The following is an 18,804-nucleotide window of genomic DNA, read 5'->3' as shown; positions in this document are numbered from 1 at the left end:
AACGCTTCATTCCTATCTACACGACTTTTCCCTAACCACCTTCGCCAACGAACATTTCTCCTTTGACTCGTGGCCAAATCGAATACGCCTGGAAAACCAGCGCATCCCCAGCTAGATCGACGATGGCGAGTGGAGCGTCACTATGGCCTAAGTTGACAAGCTTTTCAGGCCAACTAGGCAACGTGCCAACATAAGTGCTTTGACCGCTGGAAAATGAAAACACATAGGTCAATCGATTGCCGTCCTTATCTTTTCCATATGGAATGAATACAAGTGACCGGTTTTGTCCGTCCGTCGCCATGGCGTGGCTAAGACTTGTAGCCGTAATATGCTGTTTGGCCGAAACCTTCTTTGCTGTATTCATATCCCTCTGTAGGGCGGAGCGTTCTTGTGTATTCAAGTTGCGAAGCACCGCGAAGGAAGACGGTTGGACGGAAACCATGTAATAGTTGCCAGACATGGATTTCTCGGCATCTAGGGATATTTCGACCTGCATGGCCGAACTATCTTCCAAAACCTTGGAAGACAGGCAGGAGAAATGCTGGCTATTGATCCATATCTGCTTGCTATGTGTACAAGCTTTGGTGAATGCGTCGCGGGTCGATGGTGTGATCTGGTAAGAGCGGAAGGCTAAGTGCTCGTGATCGTGCACCACATAGAATGTGAGGAAGGCGCCATCGTAATCGGACGATCCGTCCGAGTCGGCGGCATGCAGAAGGCCAGAAGCTGCGACAGTCAAGACTATTGCAAGCGCGCATCGTATGTAATTGAATTTACTACTGAAGCTTATCATTGTAATTTCCTCGTGTCTGTGCCGGCATCTTTAAATGATGCCATTATTGGCTTGATGGCAAGGTCGTCTTTCAGACCTTCGCCAGAAAAACGGGGTCGAAAAACAAAAACGGGGTCGGGTTCACTTATCGGATGGAGCAAGTGAACCTGACCCCGTTCGGTTGGAGCTATCCCAGCACGACGTGGTCAACACGCAGCGCGCCGCGCGGCGCTTTGCCCAGGCTGCCTAGACTGCGATGCATACCATGCAGGCCAAACCCGAATGGGTGGGCGGCAAGCCGGTGGCCACCGCCAGCGTGCTGCCCGTGAGCTTCGGCCTCCACGGGACAGGCAACAGTGATGGCAGCGCATCGGGCGGCGCGGCAGGGCGCTGATCGGAGCCATGGCGGCGCTAAGCCACCCGGCAGGCCACGACCTCGCCACGGTCGCCATCGCCAAGCGACAGTTCGGTCCAGCTTGCCCAGCTGCCCGCACCCGCGCCGCCGGCCAACCAGACGCGGCCGTCGGCAAAGGCCTGCGGCATGTAGGACGCCAGGCCACGGACCACCAGGGGCATCTCGGTGCCGGTGTGGAGATCGATAAGTGAGGGCTTGCCCTTGCGAGGGCCCTTCTTGGTGAACGGCAACAGCAGCAGGTGGCGACCATCGGCGGTGAACAGGCCATGGGCGCTCTCGTCTATCTCGCGGACGACGCGCGGGTTGCTGCCGTCGGCGTCGCACTCGATCACGCTGACATAGCGCATGCCCATCCGGCCGTGGTGCGAGCGGTTGCCCATAGTGAAAAGGCGGAACCGGTCGCCGAGCCAGAGCGCATCCCCCAGCGTGGTGCCCGCGTACTCCGGCACGCCGTTGAATTCCTCCGGGTCGACCCGGTAGCGCACGACGATGGGTTCCCCCGTCGGGGACCGCAGGGTCCAGCGGCCGCGGCCCGCGTCGAGGTCGATTTCCAGCGTCGACAGGTAGCAGACGTAGTCGGGCCACGCATCGGGGTGCCGGAAGATCACGGGTACCCGCCCGTCGCGACCGCGACCGCACCGTTGGGGCAGGTAGCACTTGGCGGCGATAACGCCGTTGGCCAGCGCGAGCGGTTCGATGGCGACTTCGACCGGGTCCGAACCGCCGAGCGGATCGAACATCCACGCCCATCGGTCGGCCACGAGCAGCCCGATGCGGTCACCGAGCTGGAACGAAAGCGGTGCGCCGTAGCTTGCCTGCTTCGTGACCGGATCCTCGCGACAAGCAGTTATCCGCGCGTCGAGTTCAGCGGGGATGGGCAGCGGCCGCAGGCCATGTTCGTCTGCCACGAGCAGCCAGGTCCGCGTGTCGTCTAGCTCGCTGTCGTGCGTGAAAAGGTGCAGGACAGCGGACCCATCGGAGAGCGGGTGAACGCCGCGAAGCGTGGCGTGGTCGTAGCCGAACAGCGTAGCGAGTGGGTGCAGCGGAACGCGAAACTCGGCCTGTGTCATGCGCGGGTGGCTTCCAGGTAAGGAGCGCGTAGCTTGGGGATGAAGCTTCGAACCGGCAAGTGTCGCGTTCTTCCCCAGAAACGGGGGCAGGTTGAGTTGGCCCGGGTTTGACGAGGAAAAACGGGGTCAGGTTCACTTGTCGGATGGAGCAAGTGAACCTGACCCAGTTCGGTTGGAGCTATCCCGGCACGACGTGGTCAACACCCAGCGCGCCGCGCGGCGCTTTGCCCAGGCCGCCCAGGATGCGATGCAGACCATGCAGGTCAAACCCGAATGGGTGGGCGGCAAGCCGGTGGCCGCCGGCGTCGTGCTGCCCGTGAGCTTCGGCCTTCACGGGACAGGCAACAGTGATGGCAGCGCATCGGGCAGCGCGGTAGGGCGCTGATCGGAGCTATGGCGGCCCTAAGCCACCCGGCAAGCCACGACCTCGCCACGGTCGCCATCGCCAAGCGACAGTTCGGTCCAGCTTGCCCAGCTGCCCGCACCCGCGCCGCCGGCCAACCAGGCGCGGCCGTCGGCAAAGGCCTGCGGCATGTAGGACGCCAGGCCACGGACCACCAGGGGCATCTCGGTGCCGGTGTGGAGATCGACCAGCGAGGGCTTGCCCTTGCGAGGGCCCTTCTTGGTGAACGGCAACAGCAGCAGGTGGCGACCATCGGCGGCGAACAGGCCATGGGCGCTCTCGTCTATCTCGCGGACGACGCGCGGGTTGCTGCCGTCGGCGTCGCACTCGATCACGCTGACATAGCGCATGCCCATCCGGCCGTGGTGCGAGCGGTTGCCCATCGTGAAAAGGCGGAACCGGTCGCCGAGCCAGAGCGCATCCCCCAGCGTGGTGCCCGCGTACTCCGGCACGCCGTTGAATTCCTCCGGGTCGACCCGATAGCGCACGACGATGGGCTCCCCCGTCGGGGACCGCAGGGTCCAGCGGCCGCGGCCCGCGTCGAGGTCGATTTCCAGCGTCGACAGGTAGCAGACGTAGTCGGGCCACGCATCGGGGTGCCGGAAGATCACGGGTACCCGCCCGTCGCGACCGCGACCGCACCGTTGGGGCAGGTAGCACTTGGCGGCGATAACGCCGTTGGCCAGCGCGAGTGGTTCGATGGCGACTTCGACCGGGTCCGAACCGCCGAGCGGATCGAACATCCACGCCCAGCGGTCGGCCACGAGCAGCCCAATGCGGTCGCCGAGCTGGAACGAAAGCGGCGCGCCGTAGCTTGCCCGCTCCGTGGCCGGATCCTCGCGACAAGCGGTTATCCGTGCGTCGAGCTCAGCGGGGATGGGCAGCGGCCGCAGGCCGTGTTCGTCTGCCACGAGCAGCCAGGTCCGCCGGTCTTTCAGCTCGCTGTTGCGCGTAGTCAGATGCAGGACAGCAGACCCATCGGACAGCGGGTGAACGCCACGAAGAGCAGCGCGCGCGTGGCCGAACAACGTATCGAGTGGATGCAGCGGAACGCGAAACTCGACCTGTGTCATGCGCGGGGGCTTCCAGATAAGGAGCGCGTAGCTTGGGGATGAAGCTTCGAACCGGCAAGTGTCGCGTTCTTCCCCGGAAACAGGGGCAGGTTGCGCTGGCCCGGATTTGACGAGAGCCCGCAGTCGCGCAAAAAAAAGGAGGCGCCCTGCTGATCGGGCCAGAGGCATGAGGTAAGCCGGGCGATGCATGGCGACGAGTGGGTTCCGGTTTTGCACGAGAACTGCAACCGGGTGGATTACCCCGTGCTCGCCGACCCACGCCTGGTTGAAGTCGATGAGATATCTGCCCAATCGCCTTGTTTCTCGCCCACTGGCATTCCCTGACTGAATCGCACCGCCGGCTGCGCATTACCTCGTAGAGCCATCAACGAGGTGAGGTGCCATGGAAGATCTCTGGGAAGACGACGATGCCCGCGGTGGCGGAACGGACAACTCGCTGAAGATGAACGCCGCGTTCCCCTTCAGCAAGTACCAGCATTATTTCGTCCGGTCGATCGCATTGAGAGGCACGGGCTGGGACGGATCCCATCATCAGGAGCTCATGATCGAGCTTGGCTACACCGTCCCCACGACGCGGGTGAAGCGCGGGTACGTCCAGTGGCGGCCGGTGTTGCTTCGCATCTCGAGAAACAACGGCCAGGACACCTTCCAGCTCGGCGCCTCGGCGAGCAAGTACAACACGCTTGTCGAGCGGCACGTCAGCCGCAACACGATCACCTGCCGGAGGGTACTCCAGGCTTTCGGCGAGGTTCGACGGCTCTACCCAAGCTACGACAAGGGCAACTGCAGACGCTTTGCCCAGGACATATTCGAGGCCCTGGTGCCTGATGTGACCGGCGATTTCCAGAAGGAATCCGGTGGGCGCGGCAGCAACCTGGACGAGCTCAGGGAACTGTTTTTCTGAAGCGAGCCGGGAAGCCGGTCGCTGGAACCGGGACCAGGTTCACCCGTCCATCGAATCGTGCACCGGTCGGACGAACGATGTGCTGCCGGGAAAAGTACACTCGGGCCACGGTTGCCTTCCTCCACCCGCTGCAGGAGATGCTCGTGAGCAGGCAGATCTTCATCAACCTCCCGGTCGCCGACATGGCGCGGTCCACGGCCTTCTTCACCGCGCTTGGCTTCCCGGTCAACCCGACGTTCACCGGCGACGGCGCGACGTGCATCCAGATCAGCGACGCGATCGCCCTCATGCTGGCCACGCATGCGAAGTTCCGCAACTTCACGCCGAAAGAGGTCTGCGACACCAGTAAGGCCGTCGAGGTGCTGTTCTCGCTCAGTTGCGAAAGCCGGGAGGAGGTCGACAGCCTCGTCGCCAGGGCGCTCGCCGCGGGTGGCAGCACCTACGACGAGCCGGAGGATTTCGGCTTCATGTATACCCACAGCTTCGTCGACCCGGATGGCCACGGCTGGGGCGTGCTGCACATGAGCGGGAAACCGGGGCAGTGAGGACAGGCGTGGTCTGGTTCGCTGCTCCCATCGCCGGGAGTAAACCCGACGCTGCGAACTGGCCCTGTTGCGGCTTGAATCCCGCGCAGGGCCAGGTGCATTTGGGTGGCTCGTTGGAGCACGACGGCGGCGGCCCGTCCGCCGCGCGTGCCGATCTTCGCCGCCCACACCGGCATCCACGACATCGATGGCTTGGGCGGACATCGCCGGCATCGCAGGGAACAAGACCATGACCAAACGTGGTTTCGACGTCATCGCCGAACGGGAGCAAGGGCTGCGGCGCGGCCTTTCATCGGCGCAGCTTTCGATGATCGCCATTGGCGGGGCGATTGGCACCGGCCTGTTCCTCGGCAGTGGCTTTGCGATCAGCTTCGCCGGTCCGAGCGTGCTGGTGAGCTATGCGATCGGCGCGCTGATTGCGCTGTTGCTGATGGGCTGCCTGGCGGAGATGACGGTCGCGCATCCCACGACGGGATCGTTCGGTGCGTACGCCGAGTACTACATCGGGCCATGGGTCGGGTTCGTGGTGCGCTACGCGTACTGGTCGTCGATCGTGGTGGCCGTGGGCACGGAAGTGACGGCCATCGCCGTCTACATGAAGTACTGGTTCCCGGGCGTTCCGGGCTGGTACTGGATCCTCGGCTTCTCGGGTGCGCTGCTGGGCGTCAACATCGTCAGCGTGAAGGTGTTCGGCGCTGTCGAGTACGTGTTCTCGATGCTGAAGATCGCGGCGATCGTGGCCTTCATCGTCCTCGGCGCGTGGGTGGTGGCCGGCGCGCCCGCGGGCTCGGGGATCGGGCTGGCCAACTACACCGCGCATGGCGGCTTCTTCCCCAAGGGCGTCTGGGGCATGTGGGTGGCGGTGATCGTGGCGATCTTCAGCTACCTGAGCATCGAGATGATCGCCGTGGCGGCCGGCGAGGCGAGCGAGCCGCGCAAGGCCGTCACGCGCGCCTTCCGCGCCACGCTGGTGCGCCTCGTGCTGTTTTATCTGCTGACGCTGGCGTTGATGCTGGCGATCGTGCCGTGGACGGCTGCGGGGGGGGATCAAAGCCCCTTCGTCAAGGTGATGGTGGCGACGCATATCCCGGGCGCCGCAGGAGTCATCAACGGCGTGATCCTGGTGGCGGCGCTTTCCGCGATGAACAGCCAGCTCTATACCTCGACGCGCATGATGTTCAGCCTTGCGCGGGCAGGCTACGCGCCACGGCGCCTGGGGCGGCTCAGCATGCACGGCGTGCCCGTGGCGGCGCTCCTGCTCTCGGCGCTCGGCATCGCGCTGGCCACGGTGGTGAACCTGCTTTACCCCGACCGCTCTTTCATGCTGATGATGGCGATCTCGATGGTCGCCCCGATGTTCACCTGGTTCATGATCTTCGTCACCCACCTGTTCTTCCGCCGGCGCTATCGCGGCGAGGCCCTCGCCTTCCGCATGTGGGGCTATCCGGCGACCTCGCTGCTGGGCGCGGCGCTGATGCTGGGCGCGCTCCTGACGACCACCTTCACCAGCGCATTCCGGATGACGCTGGTCTGCGGCGTACCGTTCCTCGTAGCGCTCACGCTTGCCTACCGCTTTTGGTTCCGTGGACGCTTCCAGCAGCGGCGCGCCGAGGGCGAGGCGCTTGGATAAGCCGGGTGGGGTGGCCGCTGGCGGAGGGCGGACTTCGACAAACACATCGAAGGCATTCCCTCCTGCCCTGGCGACAAGCGAACCGTGTTCGGTCAGCTGGTCGGCGTCCGCTTCGCTGGAGCCGCCCCGCCGGACAGCGGTGCGGCCGGTTGGCCGCCCACCGGGTGACTCATCTTGTCCCTGACACTTCCTGCCCTGGCCGTCAGGCGTACTGCGCCAGGCCGTCCTCCAGCGCGAAATAGCGTCCCACGATGAAGGGGTGCTCATCCTGCATGTACAGCCTCGACTTGGATTCGCGCAGCTTGCGCACGCAGTCGACCAGCCGGCCCAGGTCGTTCGTCTCGAAGGTCAGCAGCCATTCGTAGTCGCCCAGCCCGAAGCCATACACGCCGTTGGTGAGGATGTCGGGGGTGAACTCGTGCCCGATGTCGCCGTGGTCGCCGATCAGCGCCTTGCGCTCCCACTTCGGCAACAGGTAGTACTCCGGCTTGCGGATGAAGGGGTAGAAGCACAGGTATTCGCGCGGCCGCATGCCGACCGCGAAGGATGTCGGGTGCTCGGAAAACTCGAACGGCTTGGTGATGCCCGTGAACGCGTGGGGCGTGGTGATGTATCGGCCGAGGGACGAGCGCCGGATCTCCAGCTGCAGATCCTGGATGTCGTTGAAGCGATCGGCAAACATCCAGAAGAGGATGTCCGTGTGGGCCTGGAAGCCCTGCACGACGTAGGTGCCGCGCAGGCCGACCCGGCCGGCGTATTTGTCGAAGATGTCGACCACTTCCTGGATGGCCGCGGCCCGGTCGTCCTTGCCCGCTTCCTGCCACTTCGAGGTGAACTTGATCGCCAGCTGCGCGGTGAACTGAGTTTGCATGGTGGTGGTTTTCCGTGATTTAGGCGGTGGCGCCAAGCGATTGCTTGATCGCCGCGATCTGCTTGCCGTGGAGTTCGTCGTGGATCCAGATGGTGTCGAGCAGGTTTTTCAGGCTGATGCGGCCGAACGGCGGGTGCTCCAGCGATCGCTCGGCCAGGACGCGTTCGTGAGTTTCGTTGAATACCGACTGCAGGTCCCTGAAGCGCGACTCTTCCAGCAGGCGAATCAGTTCCGCCGCGGAGAAGCGCCCGCTGGCCGCGTGGTCGTGGTTGCAGCCTTGCTGCAGGCAAGCGGCGAGAAACGACGGGTCCTTTTCCTCGACGCGTTCGCTGCGCGACTGCAGCGCATCGAGGACCAGCGCGGCGGTCGCCCGCTCGCTCGCCTGCAGGTGATGGGCGAGCTGGCCGATGGAAGGACCACCGGCGGGTGGCGTCGCGTTCAATTGGTCTTCCGTCAGGCCGTCGAGGCTGTCCAGCAGCGCTTTGCGGGCCCGGCCAAGGTTTTCAATCAACATGGAGTGCCTCTCGTGATTCCAGCAGGTTTCGTTGTTCCAGGTGGTCGGTCAGGTCGTGTGCGGCCTGTTCGCCCTGTCGAATGCAGTCCGGCAGGCCCACGCCGCCGTAGGAAGCCCCAGCCAGGAACACGCCCGGCAACGCCGCGGCCATGGCCTTGCGGGTTTGCTCCAGACGGTCGAGATGGCCTACCGCGTACTGCGGCATCGCATGCTTCCAGCGGGTCACCTGGCAGAAGGCGGGGGTCTCGCGCAGCGCCGTGATCCGCCGCAGATCGGTCATTACGGCGTCGACGATGGTGGCGTCGGGGGCATCGACCAGCTGCGCGTCGTGGGCGCCGCCGATATAGCAACGCAGCAGCGCCGCCCCGCGAGGGGCCACGTGCGGCCATTTGAGATGCGCCCAGGTGCATGCGGTGATCGCATGGCCCGAGCCGCGCGGCACGACGAAGCCGGTGCCGTCCAGCGACGTCCCCGTGATCCCTTGCGGGAAGGCCATCACCACATTGGCGACGGATGTCGGTGGGGTCGACAGTACCGGCGAAATGGCGTTCCTGGCGGCAGGCAGCAAATCGACTGCGACGGCGTCCGGAACGGCCAGGATGATCGCTTGCGCGTCCAGCGAGCGCCCGTCATCCAGCTCCAGGCGGTAGTGCCCGTCTTGTTTCCGAATGGCTCTTGCCTGGCTACCCTTGAGAATCGCGCACGCGGTCAGCCGCTCTTCGATCCGCATGGTCAGGGCCTGCAGGCCTGTTTTGAGGGTGAGGAATTGCCCACGGCTCTTGCTGGCGGGGAGTGGTTTCGGGTGGCCGTAGATGCTGCCCATTGCGCGGATCAGGCTGCGATGGTGCTTGCTCAACTGATGGATCTGCGGGAACAGGGCCTGCAGGCTGTACTGGTTGACGTCGCCGGCGTAGATCCCCGACAGCAGCGGTTCGATCAGGCGGTCCACGATCTGGTTGCCCAGCCGCTTCCGGAAAAAGTCGCCGGCCGGCTGGTCGCCGTCGATGTCCCGGCCGTGTGCGAACAGGTCCCGGACCACGCGCAGCTTGCCCGCCGGGGAGAGCAGCCGCGAGCCAAGCAGCGGCCACAGCCGGACCGGAATGCCCATCATCGTGCCGGCGGGGATCGGGTACAGGCGATCGCCTCGCGCGATGAAGGCCTGGCCCGTGTGGTTGCGGACCAGGTCGTCTTCCAGGCCGAGATCGCGCACCAGCTGGTAGGCGCACGGCTTGCTCGCCACGAAGGAATCGGGGCCGTGTTCGATCAGGAAGCCGTCGCGGGTGGAGGTGCGGATCTTGCCGCCGAGGCGGGGTTCGGACTCCAGCAGCGCCAGTCGTGGTGCCATGCCCTTGTCGCTCAGCCGGCGCTGCAGCTGGAAGGCGGCGGCGAGCCCGGTCATGCCGCCGCCGACGATGACGGCGTGCAGCGGCTCTGCGCTGCTCATGCGGGCACTCCCATCGCATGCGCCAGCGTGTCCATCGCCGCATCCGCCAGGCCATCAATGAACAATGGGGCGGCGTTCGGCATGGCAGGGCGGATATAGCGCCCTCCCAGCTCGTTCACCACGGCCCGGCATTCGATATCCAGATCGTAGAGCACCTCAAGGTGATCGGCAACGAATCCGGTCGGGCAATAAACAAAGGTGCGATAACCGCCACGGCGATACAGGTCACGGGTCAAATCCCGGATGTCGGGGTCTAGCCAGGCATCCGCGGTTCTGCCAGCGCTCTGCCATGCCGTTACATAATGCCCAAGCCGCGCCGCCTGCGCGATGGACTGTGCGCTTTCTTCCAACTGCATCAGGTAATGCTCACTCACGCCAGGCATGGTTTTCGGCAGACTGTGCGCGGAGAAAACGACGGCCGTCGTGCGGATTTCATCTGCGGGAATAGTGGCGAAAGCCGCGGCGATTTGTCCGGCCCAGTAGCGGACGAATTTTTGCTGCCGGTACCAGCCGGACACGGGCATTATCTCGGGGCCGCCCAGCCGCGCAGCGGCCGCTTGCGCACGCGCAGCGTAGTCCTGCACGCTGGCGTTGCCGCCGTACGGCGCTAGTGCCAGGGCGACGACCTGCGTGATGCCATCCCGGTGCATCGCGGCGACGGCATTCTCGATGAACGGCTCCGCGTGTTTCAGGCCAATGTATGGCTTGAATGACGGCCCGGAGCCGCGGGCGTTCAGGGCTGCCGCCAGCGCGTCTGCCTGCGCCTTCGTGATGCGGGCCAGCGGCGAAATGCCGCCGATGGCCCGATAGCGATCCTTGAGATCCTGCAGCAGTGCGTCGGACGGTTTTTGCCCGTGGCGGATATGGGTATAGAAGGGTTCGATGGCGTCGGGACTGGGCGGCGTACCGTACGCCATGACCAGCAGCCCGATGGTTTGTTGCGGCATGGCGTCGCTTTCCTCGCGGCAGCGTTCCTGCGAACGCATGGGCATGGCGGAAATCCCATGCTTAAGGATTTTTATGGATAAGCCGGATCGCGCGATTGCAGCCATTTCGCGAAAGCCTGGATTCATATTGAATGCGCCTTGGCGCAGACGCACTGACTCAATGGCGCTTTGATACGCCTTATGAACAAGATGGAATGTGATGCGGCCGAATCACGGCGGCATCGTTTTCAGTTTTTCTGAAAACCGCGTCTTTGTACCGTCGGGCCATATGGGCCGCACTGATACAGGTCAATCGTGGAAAAAAGCACCGGCGGCCATGCCTGGCGGCGTGAGGGATTCGGGGCGCGGCGGCTGATGCGCCGGTTGCTGTAGCAGGCCAGCGGCCGGCCGTGGACGGCAGGTGTGTGGGAGGCCATCGAAGCCGGCCCGGGTGGTCTCCGCCGGCGTTGACCGCGCGTGCAGCACGTGCGAGGTGGCGTCGCCGGTGAATGGGATCATCGTGCCGCGTGGGACGCGGCCTCCGAACCAGTCGTGTGGCGCGTCGTCGATCTGCACCAGCGCGCCGAAGCGTGGCCGGCGGCCACGGGCGTTGCGTGGCATCGCTCGGCGACGCCCGCGCGCCAGTTTGAAACGCGGCCCTGTCCATACGCGGGCGCATGACAAAGCGGTCGCGCACGGGCGGGTTTTCGGCGACAATCGCACTTTCGCCCCGGCGCACTTGCCGGGCACGCAGCACCCTGGGCGGGTGACGTGGCGGCCACGCGGCCCAGCCACTACAATCCGCCGACCCTGCCGGCCGCGCGCCGGTGCACAGCATTTTCTCCGTGGAGGTTTGGCAACATGAGCACCATCGAAGAGCGCGTCAAGAAGATCGTCGTCGAGCAATTGGGCGTGAAGGAAGACGAAGTCACCGCAAATGCCTCGTTCGTGGACGATCTGGGCGCCGACTCGCTCGACACCGTCGAGCTGGTGATGGCCCTCGAGGAAGAGTTCGAGACCGAGATCCCGGACGAGGACGCCGAGAAGATCACCACCGTGCAGCAGGCCGTGGACTACATCAAGGCGCACACCAAGGAGTGATCCCTTGGCGCGGGCGCTGCGCGATGGCCTCGCCCGTCGGGCCTTACCGGAAGCTGCGCCGCCATGGCGCAGTTTTCGTTTCTGCCGCGTGCTGCGTTCGAGCCCGTATGGTGGCGCCGACAGGCATCCGTGAATGGCGGGAGGCGTGCGCCCCCGGAACACGAAGGAAAACAGCATGAGCAAGCGACGTGTGGTAGTGACCGGCATGGGCATCATCTCGCCGGTGGGCAACGATCTGGTTTCGGCCTGGGACAAGGTGCTCAAGGGCGTGAGCGGCATCGGCGAAGTCACCCACTTCGATGCCACGAATTACGCCACGCGCATCGCCGGCCAGGTGAAGGATTTCAACCCCACCGACTGGGTGTCGCCCAAAGACGTCAAGAAGATGGATCACTTCATCCAGTACGGCATCGCCGCGGGCACGCAAGCCTTGCGCGATTCCGGGCTGGAGATCACCGAAGCCAACGCGCCGCGCATCGGTGCGGCGGTGGGCGCCGGCATCGGCGGCCTGAACACCATCGAGGACACTTCGATCGAGCTGCACGAGAAAGGCCCGCGCCGCGTGTCGCCGTTCTTTGTGCCCAGCTCGATCATCAACATGGTGTCGGGCTACCTGTCGATCATGTTCGGCCTGAAGGGCCCGAACATCGCCTGCGTCACCGCCTGCGCCACGGCCACCCACAACATCGGCCTGGCCGCACGCATGATCCAGTACGGCGATGCCGACGTGATGGTGGCCGGCGGCGCCGAGTTCGCCACCACCGGCACTGCGATGGCTGGTTTCTGTTCGGCCAAGGCCATGTCCACCCGCAACGACGAACCCGCCCGGGCCAGTCGTCCGTGGGACAAGGATCGCGATGGTTTCGTGCTCGCCGACGGCGCCGGTGTGCTGGTGCTGGAGGAATACGAGCACGCCAGGGCCCGCGGCGCACGCATCTACGCCGAGCTCACCGGCTACGGCATGAGTGGCGACGCCTACCACATCACCGCGCCCAGCGAGGGCGGCGAGGGCGCCGCACGCTGCATGGAAAACGCGCTGCGCGATGCGGCGATGAACCCTGACCAGGTGCAGTACGTCAACGCGCACGGCACCTCCACGCCGCTGGGCGATCTGGGCGAGGTGCTGGCCGCCAAGCGCGTGTTCGGCGACCATGCCTACAAGCTCGCGATGAGCTCCACCAAGTCGATCACTGGCCATCTGCTGGGCGCGGCCGGCGGCGTGGAGGCGATTTTCTCCATCCTCGCGCTGCGCGATCAGGTGTTGCCGCCCACCATCAACCTCGATGCGCCCAGCGAGGGCTGCGATCTCGACTTCGTGCCGCACACCGCGCGCCAGGCCAAGGTGGACGTGGCGATCTCCAACTCCTTCGGCTTCGGCGGCACCAACGGCACGCTGGTCTTCCGCCGCGTGTGACGAGCCCGCTCTGCCGCATCCTGCCCGGCCGGCGCGATCTGCTCGCGCCGGCAGCGGCATTCCCGGCGCGCTATCCGTGCCTGCTTGAGAGTGTGCGGCATGGCACGCCGCAGGCGCGGTTCGACCTGCTGTTCGCCTTTCCGCAAGACCGCCTGACGCTGGGCGCAGATGGCCAGGTGCGCGATGCCTCCGGTGCGCTGCGCGGCACGCGCTTCCTCGATGCACTCGATGCCGCCTGGCAGGCCGAGCGCCTGCCGCGCGAGGATGACGGCCTACCGTTCCATGGCGGCTGGGCCGTGTTCCTCGCCTATGAGCTGGCGGCCGAGGTGGAACCGAAACTGCGCCTGCCCGCCGACGGGGTGCTGCCGGTGGCGCTGGCGCTGCGCTGCCCGGTGGCGGTGATCGTCGACCACGCGCGCGACTGCACCGTGCTGCTGGCCGAGGCGGGGCAGGCGCACCTGCTCGACATGCTGGAGGCCGACCTCGCCGCGCCGCTGCCGTCGTTGCCGCTGCCGCCGCCGCGCCTGCAGGAGGATGCGCCGCAGGCTTTCCTCGATGGTGTGGCGCGCATCCACGAGCACCTGCGCGCGGGCGACATCTTTCAGGCCAACCTGTCGCGCGCCTGGCGTGCGACGTATGCCGAGGCGCCGTCGCCCGCGGCCTTGTACGCGGCGTTGCGCCGCGCCAATCCCGCGCCCTTCGCCGGATTGCTGCAGCAGCCCGACTGGGCCATCGCCAGCTCCTCGCCGGAACGCCTGGTGGAAGTGCGCGATGGCCTCGCGCAGACCCGGCCCATCGCCGGCACGCGCCCGCGCACGGCGGGCGACGACGAGGCGGCGCGCATCCGCGAGCTCACGGCGCATCCCAAGGAGCGCGCCGAGCACGTCATGCTGATCGACCTGGAACGCAACGACCTGGGCCGCGTCTGCGTGCCCGGCACGGTGGAAGTGGACGAGCTGATGGTGGTGGAGAGCTACGCCCACGTGCACCACATCGTCTCCAACGTGCGCGGCCGGTTGCGGCCCGAGGTCACGCCGGGGCAGGCCATTGCCGCGGTGTTCCCCGGCGGCACCATCACCGGTTGCCCCAAGCTGCGCTGCATGGAAATCGTGGCCGCGCTGGAAGCCGCGCCGCGCGGTGCCTACACCGGCGCGCTGGGCTATCTGGATCGCAGTGGCGAGATGGATCTCAACATCCTGATCCGCACGCTCACACTGGCCGGTCGCGAGGCAAGCCTGCGCGCGGGGGCAGGCATCGTCGCCGACTCGGTGGCGGAAAAGGAACTGGACGAAACCCGCGCCAAGGCGCGCGGCCTGCTGCGCGCGCTGGGCGCGGTGGACGCATGATGCTGGTGAACGGCCAGCCGGGTGACCACGTCGCCGCGACGGATCGCGGCCTGCTCTATGGCGACGGCTTGTTCGAGACGATCCGCTTCGAGGGCGCGCGCGCGCCGCTGTGGGCGGGGCACATGCAACGCCTCGCGCTGGGCTGCGCACGCCTGCGCCTGCCCGCGTTCGATGCCGCGCTGCTGTGGCATGAGGCGCAGGCGGTGGTGCGCGACGCGGCGCAGGCGGTGGTGCGCATCACGCTCACGCGTGGCAGCGGCACGCGCGGCTATGCCATGCCGGCGGCGCCGCAGGCTACCCGCATCGTGGCGGCGCATCCCATGCCGGCGCTGGAGGCCGCGTGGTATCGCGACGGCGTGCGCCTGCACTTGTGCGAAACGCGCCTGGCCGAGCAGCCACTGCTGGCCGGCCTCAAGCACCTGAACCGCCTGGAGCAGGTGCTGGCGCGCAGCGAGTGGAACGATGCCGCCATCGCGGAAGGCCTGCTGTGCGACGCGCGGGGGCACGCGATCTCGGCCACCGCCGCCAACCTGTTCGCGGTGGTCGACGGCGTCGTGGTCACGCCACGGCTGGATCGCTGCGGCGTGGCCGGCGTGCTGCGCGCCGAACTGCTGCGGGCCTTCCCGGCCATCGAGCTGCGCGAGCTGCCACTGGCCGCGTGCCTCACGGCCAGCGAACTCTTCCTGAGCTCCAGCGTTTGCGGCATCCTGCCGGTTCAGGCCGTGGCGGATAAGGTGCTCGCTCCCGGCCCGGTGGCCCGCGCGATGCAGGCGCACTGGCGCGGGCTCGGCTTTTCGACGGAGCAGGCATGACGGGCAAGATCCGGCGCAACACGATGCTGGCGGTGCTGCTGGTGCTGATCGGCCTGGTGGTCTGGGGCTGGCTGGGCTTCAGCCGCTTTGCCGCCGCGCCGCTTGCCGTGGGCGCGCCGAACGCAAGCATCGACATCGGCCGCGGCACCAGCTTCAAGGAGATCGTGCGGCAGTTGCGCACGCAGCACCTGAGCGACGCCTCGCCGCTGTACTGGCGGCTGCTCGCCGTGCAGATGCGCGTGGCCGGTCGCCTGCACGCGGGCGAATACGCGCTGCCGCAGGGCATCACGCCGCGCGCGCTGCTGGCCGACATGGCTGCGGGCAAGGTGCGGCAGCGCCAGGTCACCCTGGTCGACGGCTGGACTTTCCGCGAGGTGCTTGCCGCGCTGGACAAGGCCGAGAAGCTCCGGCACGACACCGATGGCCTGGACGACGCCCGGATCATGCAGAAGATCGGCGCGCCCGGCGAGCAGCCCGAAGGCCGCTTCCTGCCCGAAACCTACGCCTACGTGAAGGGCGACAGCGATCTCGACGTGCTGAAACGCGCGCACGCCGCCATGACGAAGACACTGGCCGAACTGTGGCCGGGGCGCGACAAGGATCTGCCGTTGGCCACGCCCTACGACGCGCTGATCCTCGCCTCCATCGTGGAGAAGGAGACCGGCCGCGCCGACGAGCGCGCAAAGATCGCCGGCGTGTTCGTGCGCCGGCTGGAGGATCACATGCTGCTGCAGACCGACCCCAGCGTGATCTACGGCATGGGCGAGCGCTACCAGGGCAAGATCCACAAGGTCGACCTCACCACCGACACGCCGTACAACACCTATACACGCCCCGGCCTGCCACCCACGCCCATCGCCATGCCGGGCCGGGCGGCGATCCTTGCCGCGCTGCACCCGGAGGGCGGCACGGCGTTGTATTTTGTGGCGCGCGGCGACGGCACGCACGTGTTCGCCGACACCCTGGCCGCGCAGAACCGTAACGTGGCCTGCTACCAACTGAAGCGCTGCGACCATGACTGAGCACGGACGATTCATCACGCTGGAAGGCGGCGAAGGCGCTGGCAAGAGCACGTTGCTGGCGGGCCTGCGCGCGCATCTGGAAGGCCGCGGCGTGGCGCTGGTGCAGAGTCGCGAGCCGGGCGGCAGCGCGCTGGGCGAGGCGCTGCGCGACATCGTGCTCGATCCCGTGCAGCGCGGGCTGTGCGCCGAGAGCGAACTGCTGCTGATGTTCGCCGCGCGGGCGCAACTGGTGCGCGAAATCATCGTACCCGCGCTGGCCGCCGGGCGCTGGGTGCTGTGCGACCGCTACGTCGACGCCAGCTACGCCTACCAGGGCGGTGGCCGTGGCCAGCCGATGGAGCGCATCGCCGCACTGGAAGCCTGGGCCTGCGCCGGTCTGCAGCCGGACCTCACCCTGTTGCTGGATCTGCCCGTGGCCACCGGCCGCGCCCGCGCCGAAGGTCGCGGCGCGGCTGATCGCATCGAGGTCGAGGCCGACGGCTTCTTCGAGCGCGTGCGCGCCGTCTACCGTGCGCGCGCCGCCGCCGCGCCGCAACGTTTTCGCGTGATCGACGCCAGCCAGAGCGCCGCTGCCGTGCTGCGCGACGCGGTGGCCTCCACCGCGCCGCTGTTCGGAGCCGATGCATGAACACCATGCCCTGGCATGCCGCCGACTGGGCGCGCCTGCAGGCGCGCCACCAGCGCGGCGCGCTGCCGCACGCACTGCTGCTGTGCGGCCCGGCGGGATTGGGCAAGCGCGCCTTCGCCCGACGTTTCGTGCGCGGCCTGTTGTGCGAGCGTGCGCAGGATGGCGAGGCTTGCGGGCAGTGCCGCAGCTGCCTGCTGCAGGACGCAGGCACGCATCCGGACACGGTCGCGCTCGGCTTCGGCCTGCGCAAGGACGGCACGCCGCGCACCGAGATCGTGGTTGAGCAGATTCGCGAGCTGTCCGCGCGGCTGGCGATGCGCAGCCAGTTCGGCGGCTGGCAGGTGGCGCAGATCGACCCGGCCGATGCGATGAACCCGGCGGCGGCCAACGCCCTGCTCAAGACGCTGGAAGAGCCCGCCGCGCAGACCATGCTGATCCTGCTGGCCGATGCGCCGTGGCGCCTGCCACAGACGATACGCAGCCGTTGCCAGCGTATCGAGTTCGCCCTGCCGCCCAGCGAGCTGGCCCTGGACTGGCTGCAAGGACAGGGCGTGGCCGAGCCGCAGGCCGCCCTGGAGGCGGCGTTGGGCAATCCCGGCCTGGCGCTGGCCTGGGCGCAGCAAGGCGCCCTGGCGCGGCGGGTCGAGGTGCGGCGGGATCTGGCCGCGCTGGCGGCCGGCCGCGGCGAGGTGGCGCAACTGGCCAAGCGCTGGCAGGACGACGAGCCGGCCCAGCGCCTGTGGTTCGCCGCGCAGGCGGCCACCGACGAACGGCGCGCACAGGCCGCACAGGCGGCCTTGCCGTTGTCCAGTGCGCTCGATGGCGAGGCGCTGGCGCACTGGTACGACGCCGCCAACCGCACCCGCGACGCGCTGCGCGGCCCCTTGCGCGCGGATTTGTTGTTGCTGGAACTGTTGGCGCAATGGCGCTGAGCGGGGACGCACCACCAGTTTTCTCCGCGCGGACGCGCCTCCTGGTGGTGGCGCCGCACCCGGATGACGAGACGATCGGCAATGGCATCCTGATCCAGCGCGTGCTGGCCGCCGGTGGCGTGGTGCGCGTGCTGTTGCTCACCGATGGCGACAACAACCCCTGGCCGCAGCGCTGGCTGGAGCGGCGCTGGTTCGTCGGCGCGGATGACCGCGTCCGCTGGGGGCGTCGGCGGCGGGCCGAGCTGAGCGAAGCGCTGCGCCGGCTTGGCCTGCCGGCCACGGCGCTATGGGCGCTGGGCTGGCCGGATGGCGGGATATTCGACCGCCTGTTGCGCGCGCCGGCGGCGGCGCTGGCCGAACTGGTGGCCGTGGTGCGCGATTTCTCGCCGGATGTGGTGGCGCTGCCGGCGCTGACGGATCGCCATCCCGATCACGGCAGCGCGCATGTGTTGCTGCGCCTGGCGCTGGCGCGCTCGGCGATCGAGCCCGCCTTGCTGGCCTATACCATTCATGGCGATGCGGCGGCGGCGCCGGCTGCCGCGTCAGCCTGGCAGACCGCCAAGCAGCAGGCGCTGCTGGCCCATGCCAGCCAGCTGGTGCTGAGCGGCCAGCGCTTTCATCGGCTGGCCGAACGGGTGGAGCGGCACGCGCGCGTAACGGCGGCCCCGGTCGCCGCGCCGCGTCGGTTGCCGTGGCGACCGGCACCGTGGTGGCGACCGTGGCTGCGACTGACGGTCATCGATGCGACGGGGACGGTGCGGCAATGGCGCTGGCGCGACGCGCCGCTGCGCCGGGACGGGCAGGGGGCGTGGTGGCTGGATGATGCGGTGGCGCCGGCCGGCGGCGCCGGCTTCGCACGCGTGTCGCTGGCGCTGCCCTCACCGTGGATTTACGACTGCTGGGGCTGGCGCGCGGTTTGAGACGGCGCGCCCGGCCCGCTTGTGTTTCTGCCATCCACGCTCCTAGCATGAGCCACTCAGTT

21 protein-coding genes are annotated in these 18,804 nt (G+C 67.1%); 13 read left to right on the top strand and 8 right to left on the bottom strand.

From position 1 onward, the window contains the following. Positions 1-31 precede the first annotated feature (31 nt). Positions 32-739: a hypothetical protein gene (locus AC3WQA_RS04005; RefSeq protein ID WP_492673804.1), complete on the bottom strand. Its 708-nt coding sequence runs from the start codon at positions 737-739 to the stop codon at positions 32-34. Between the two features lie 298 nt (positions 740-1,037). Between AC3WQA_RS04005 and AC3WQA_RS04000 the strand changes: the two genes are divergently transcribed. Further along, the gene (locus AC3WQA_RS04000) at positions 1,038-1,166 is read left to right on the top strand and encodes a hypothetical protein (RefSeq protein WP_492673803.1); all 129 of its coding nucleotides are present in this window, start codon (positions 1,038-1,040) and stop codon (positions 1,164-1,166) included. 17 nt (positions 1,167-1,183) lie between these two features. On the opposite strand, the gene AC3WQA_RS03995 is transcribed toward AC3WQA_RS04000, so the two are convergent. Continuing rightward, positions 1,184-2,257 carry a hypothetical protein gene (locus AC3WQA_RS03995; protein ID WP_492673802.1) on the bottom strand — a complete coding sequence of 358 codons (1,074 nt, stop codon included), beginning with the start codon at positions 2,255-2,257 and terminating at the stop codon, positions 1,184-1,186. Between the two features lie 193 nt (positions 2,258-2,450). Between AC3WQA_RS03995 and AC3WQA_RS03990 the strand changes: the two genes are divergently transcribed. Beyond that, on the top strand, positions 2,451-2,642 hold the full coding sequence (locus AC3WQA_RS03990) for a hypothetical protein (protein ID WP_492673801.1): 192 nt from the start codon (positions 2,451-2,453) through the stop codon (positions 2,640-2,642). Positions 2,643-2,659: 17 nt separating this feature from the next. On the opposite strand, the gene AC3WQA_RS03985 is transcribed toward AC3WQA_RS03990, so the two are convergent. Next, on the bottom strand, positions 2,660-3,733 hold the full coding sequence (locus AC3WQA_RS03985) for a hypothetical protein (RefSeq protein ID WP_492673800.1): 1,074 nt from the start codon (positions 3,731-3,733) through the stop codon (positions 2,660-2,662). A 382-nt stretch (positions 3,734-4,115) separates the two neighbouring features. On the opposite strand from AC3WQA_RS03985, the gene AC3WQA_RS03980 reads away from it, so the two are divergent. From AC3WQA_RS03980 to AC3WQA_RS03970, 3 genes are all read left to right on the top strand, one after another. Next, positions 4,116-4,637: a hypothetical protein gene (locus tag AC3WQA_RS03980; protein ID WP_492673799.1), complete on the top strand. Its 522-nt coding sequence runs from the start codon at positions 4,116-4,118 to the stop codon at positions 4,635-4,637. A gap of 143 nt (positions 4,638-4,780) precedes the next feature. After that, a complete protein-coding gene (locus AC3WQA_RS03975; RefSeq protein WP_492673798.1) occupies positions 4,781-5,182 on the top strand; it encodes a VOC family protein in 402 nt (133 codons plus the stop codon). Between the two features lie 307 nt (positions 5,183-5,489). Next, positions 5,490-6,812, top strand: coding sequence for an amino acid permease (locus AC3WQA_RS03970; RefSeq protein ID WP_492673797.1), 1,323 nt, complete (start codon positions 5,490-5,492; stop codon positions 6,810-6,812). A gap of 202 nt (positions 6,813-7,014) precedes the next feature. On the opposite strand, the gene AC3WQA_RS03965 is transcribed toward AC3WQA_RS03970, so the two are convergent. The 5 genes from AC3WQA_RS03965 to AC3WQA_RS03945 form a co-directional block, all read right to left on the bottom strand. Continuing rightward, positions 7,015-7,683, bottom strand: a complete 669-nt coding sequence (locus AC3WQA_RS03965) for a chlorite dismutase family protein (protein WP_492673796.1) — start codon at positions 7,681-7,683, stop codon at positions 7,015-7,017. Positions 7,684-7,702: 19 nt separating this feature from the next. After that, a complete protein-coding gene (locus AC3WQA_RS03960) occupies positions 7,703-8,197 on the bottom strand; it encodes a DinB family protein (RefSeq protein ID WP_492673795.1) in 495 nt (164 codons plus the stop codon). Further along, positions 8,187-9,641 carry a protoporphyrinogen oxidase gene (gene hemY, locus AC3WQA_RS03955; RefSeq protein ID WP_492673794.1) on the bottom strand — a complete coding sequence of 485 codons (1,455 nt, stop codon included), beginning with the start codon at positions 9,639-9,641 and terminating at the stop codon, positions 8,187-8,189. Before hemY ends, AC3WQA_RS03960 begins: the two co-directional genes overlap by 11 nt. Continuing rightward, positions 9,638-10,714: a ferrochelatase gene (hemH, locus tag AC3WQA_RS03950; protein ID WP_492673793.1), complete on the bottom strand. Its 1,077-nt coding sequence runs from the start codon at positions 10,712-10,714 to the stop codon at positions 9,638-9,640. Before hemH ends, hemY begins: the two co-directional genes overlap by 4 nt. A 162-nt stretch (positions 10,715-10,876) precedes the next feature. Beyond that, entirely contained in the window at positions 10,877-11,188 is a 312-nt protein-coding gene (locus AC3WQA_RS03945) for a hypothetical protein (protein WP_492673792.1), read from the bottom strand. A gap of 240 nt (positions 11,189-11,428) precedes the next feature. Between AC3WQA_RS03945 and acpP the strand changes: the two genes are divergently transcribed. From acpP to AC3WQA_RS03905, 8 genes are all read left to right on the top strand, one after another. Next, positions 11,429-11,668, top strand: a complete 240-nt coding sequence (gene acpP / locus AC3WQA_RS03940) for an acyl carrier protein (protein WP_077483687.1) — start codon at positions 11,429-11,431, stop codon at positions 11,666-11,668. A gap of 175 nt (positions 11,669-11,843) precedes the next feature. Further along, positions 11,844-13,082, top strand: a complete 1,239-nt coding sequence (gene fabF, locus AC3WQA_RS03935; RefSeq protein ID WP_492673791.1) for a beta-ketoacyl-ACP synthase II — start codon at positions 11,844-11,846, stop codon at positions 13,080-13,082. Beyond that, positions 13,079-14,428 carry an aminodeoxychorismate synthase component I gene (locus AC3WQA_RS03930; protein WP_492673790.1) on the top strand — a complete coding sequence of 450 codons (1,350 nt, stop codon included), beginning with the start codon at positions 13,079-13,081 and terminating at the stop codon, positions 14,426-14,428. The genes fabF and AC3WQA_RS03930 overlap by 4 nt, the downstream gene beginning before the upstream one ends. Next, a complete protein-coding gene (pabC, locus tag AC3WQA_RS03925) occupies positions 14,425-15,240 on the top strand; it encodes an aminodeoxychorismate lyase (RefSeq protein WP_492673789.1) in 816 nt (271 codons plus the stop codon). Before AC3WQA_RS03930 ends, pabC begins: the two co-directional genes overlap by 4 nt. Then, on the top strand, positions 15,237-16,262 hold the full coding sequence (gene mltG, locus AC3WQA_RS03920) for an endolytic transglycosylase MltG (protein ID WP_492673788.1): 1,026 nt from the start codon (positions 15,237-15,239) through the stop codon (positions 16,260-16,262). Before pabC ends, mltG begins: the two co-directional genes overlap by 4 nt. Further along, positions 16,255-16,890 carry a dTMP kinase gene (tmk, locus tag AC3WQA_RS03915; RefSeq protein ID WP_492673787.1) on the top strand — a complete coding sequence of 212 codons (636 nt, stop codon included), beginning with the start codon at positions 16,255-16,257 and terminating at the stop codon, positions 16,888-16,890. Before mltG ends, tmk begins: the two co-directional genes overlap by 8 nt. After that, a complete protein-coding gene (gene holB, locus AC3WQA_RS03910; RefSeq protein ID WP_492673786.1) occupies positions 16,887-17,822 on the top strand; it encodes a DNA polymerase III subunit delta' in 936 nt (311 codons plus the stop codon). The genes tmk and holB overlap by 4 nt, the downstream gene beginning before the upstream one ends. After that, complete coding sequence (locus AC3WQA_RS03905; protein ID WP_492673785.1) at positions 17,813-18,742, top strand: PIG-L deacetylase family protein; 930 nt, start codon at positions 17,813-17,815, stop codon at positions 18,740-18,742. The genes holB and AC3WQA_RS03905 overlap by 10 nt, the downstream gene beginning before the upstream one ends. Positions 18,743-18,804: the final 62 nt, after the last annotated feature.

It is taken from the genome of Rhodanobacter sp. FW106-PBR-R2A-2-24 (assembly GCF_058789615.1).
This window is presented reverse-complemented; position numbering and strand designations above follow the sequence as displayed.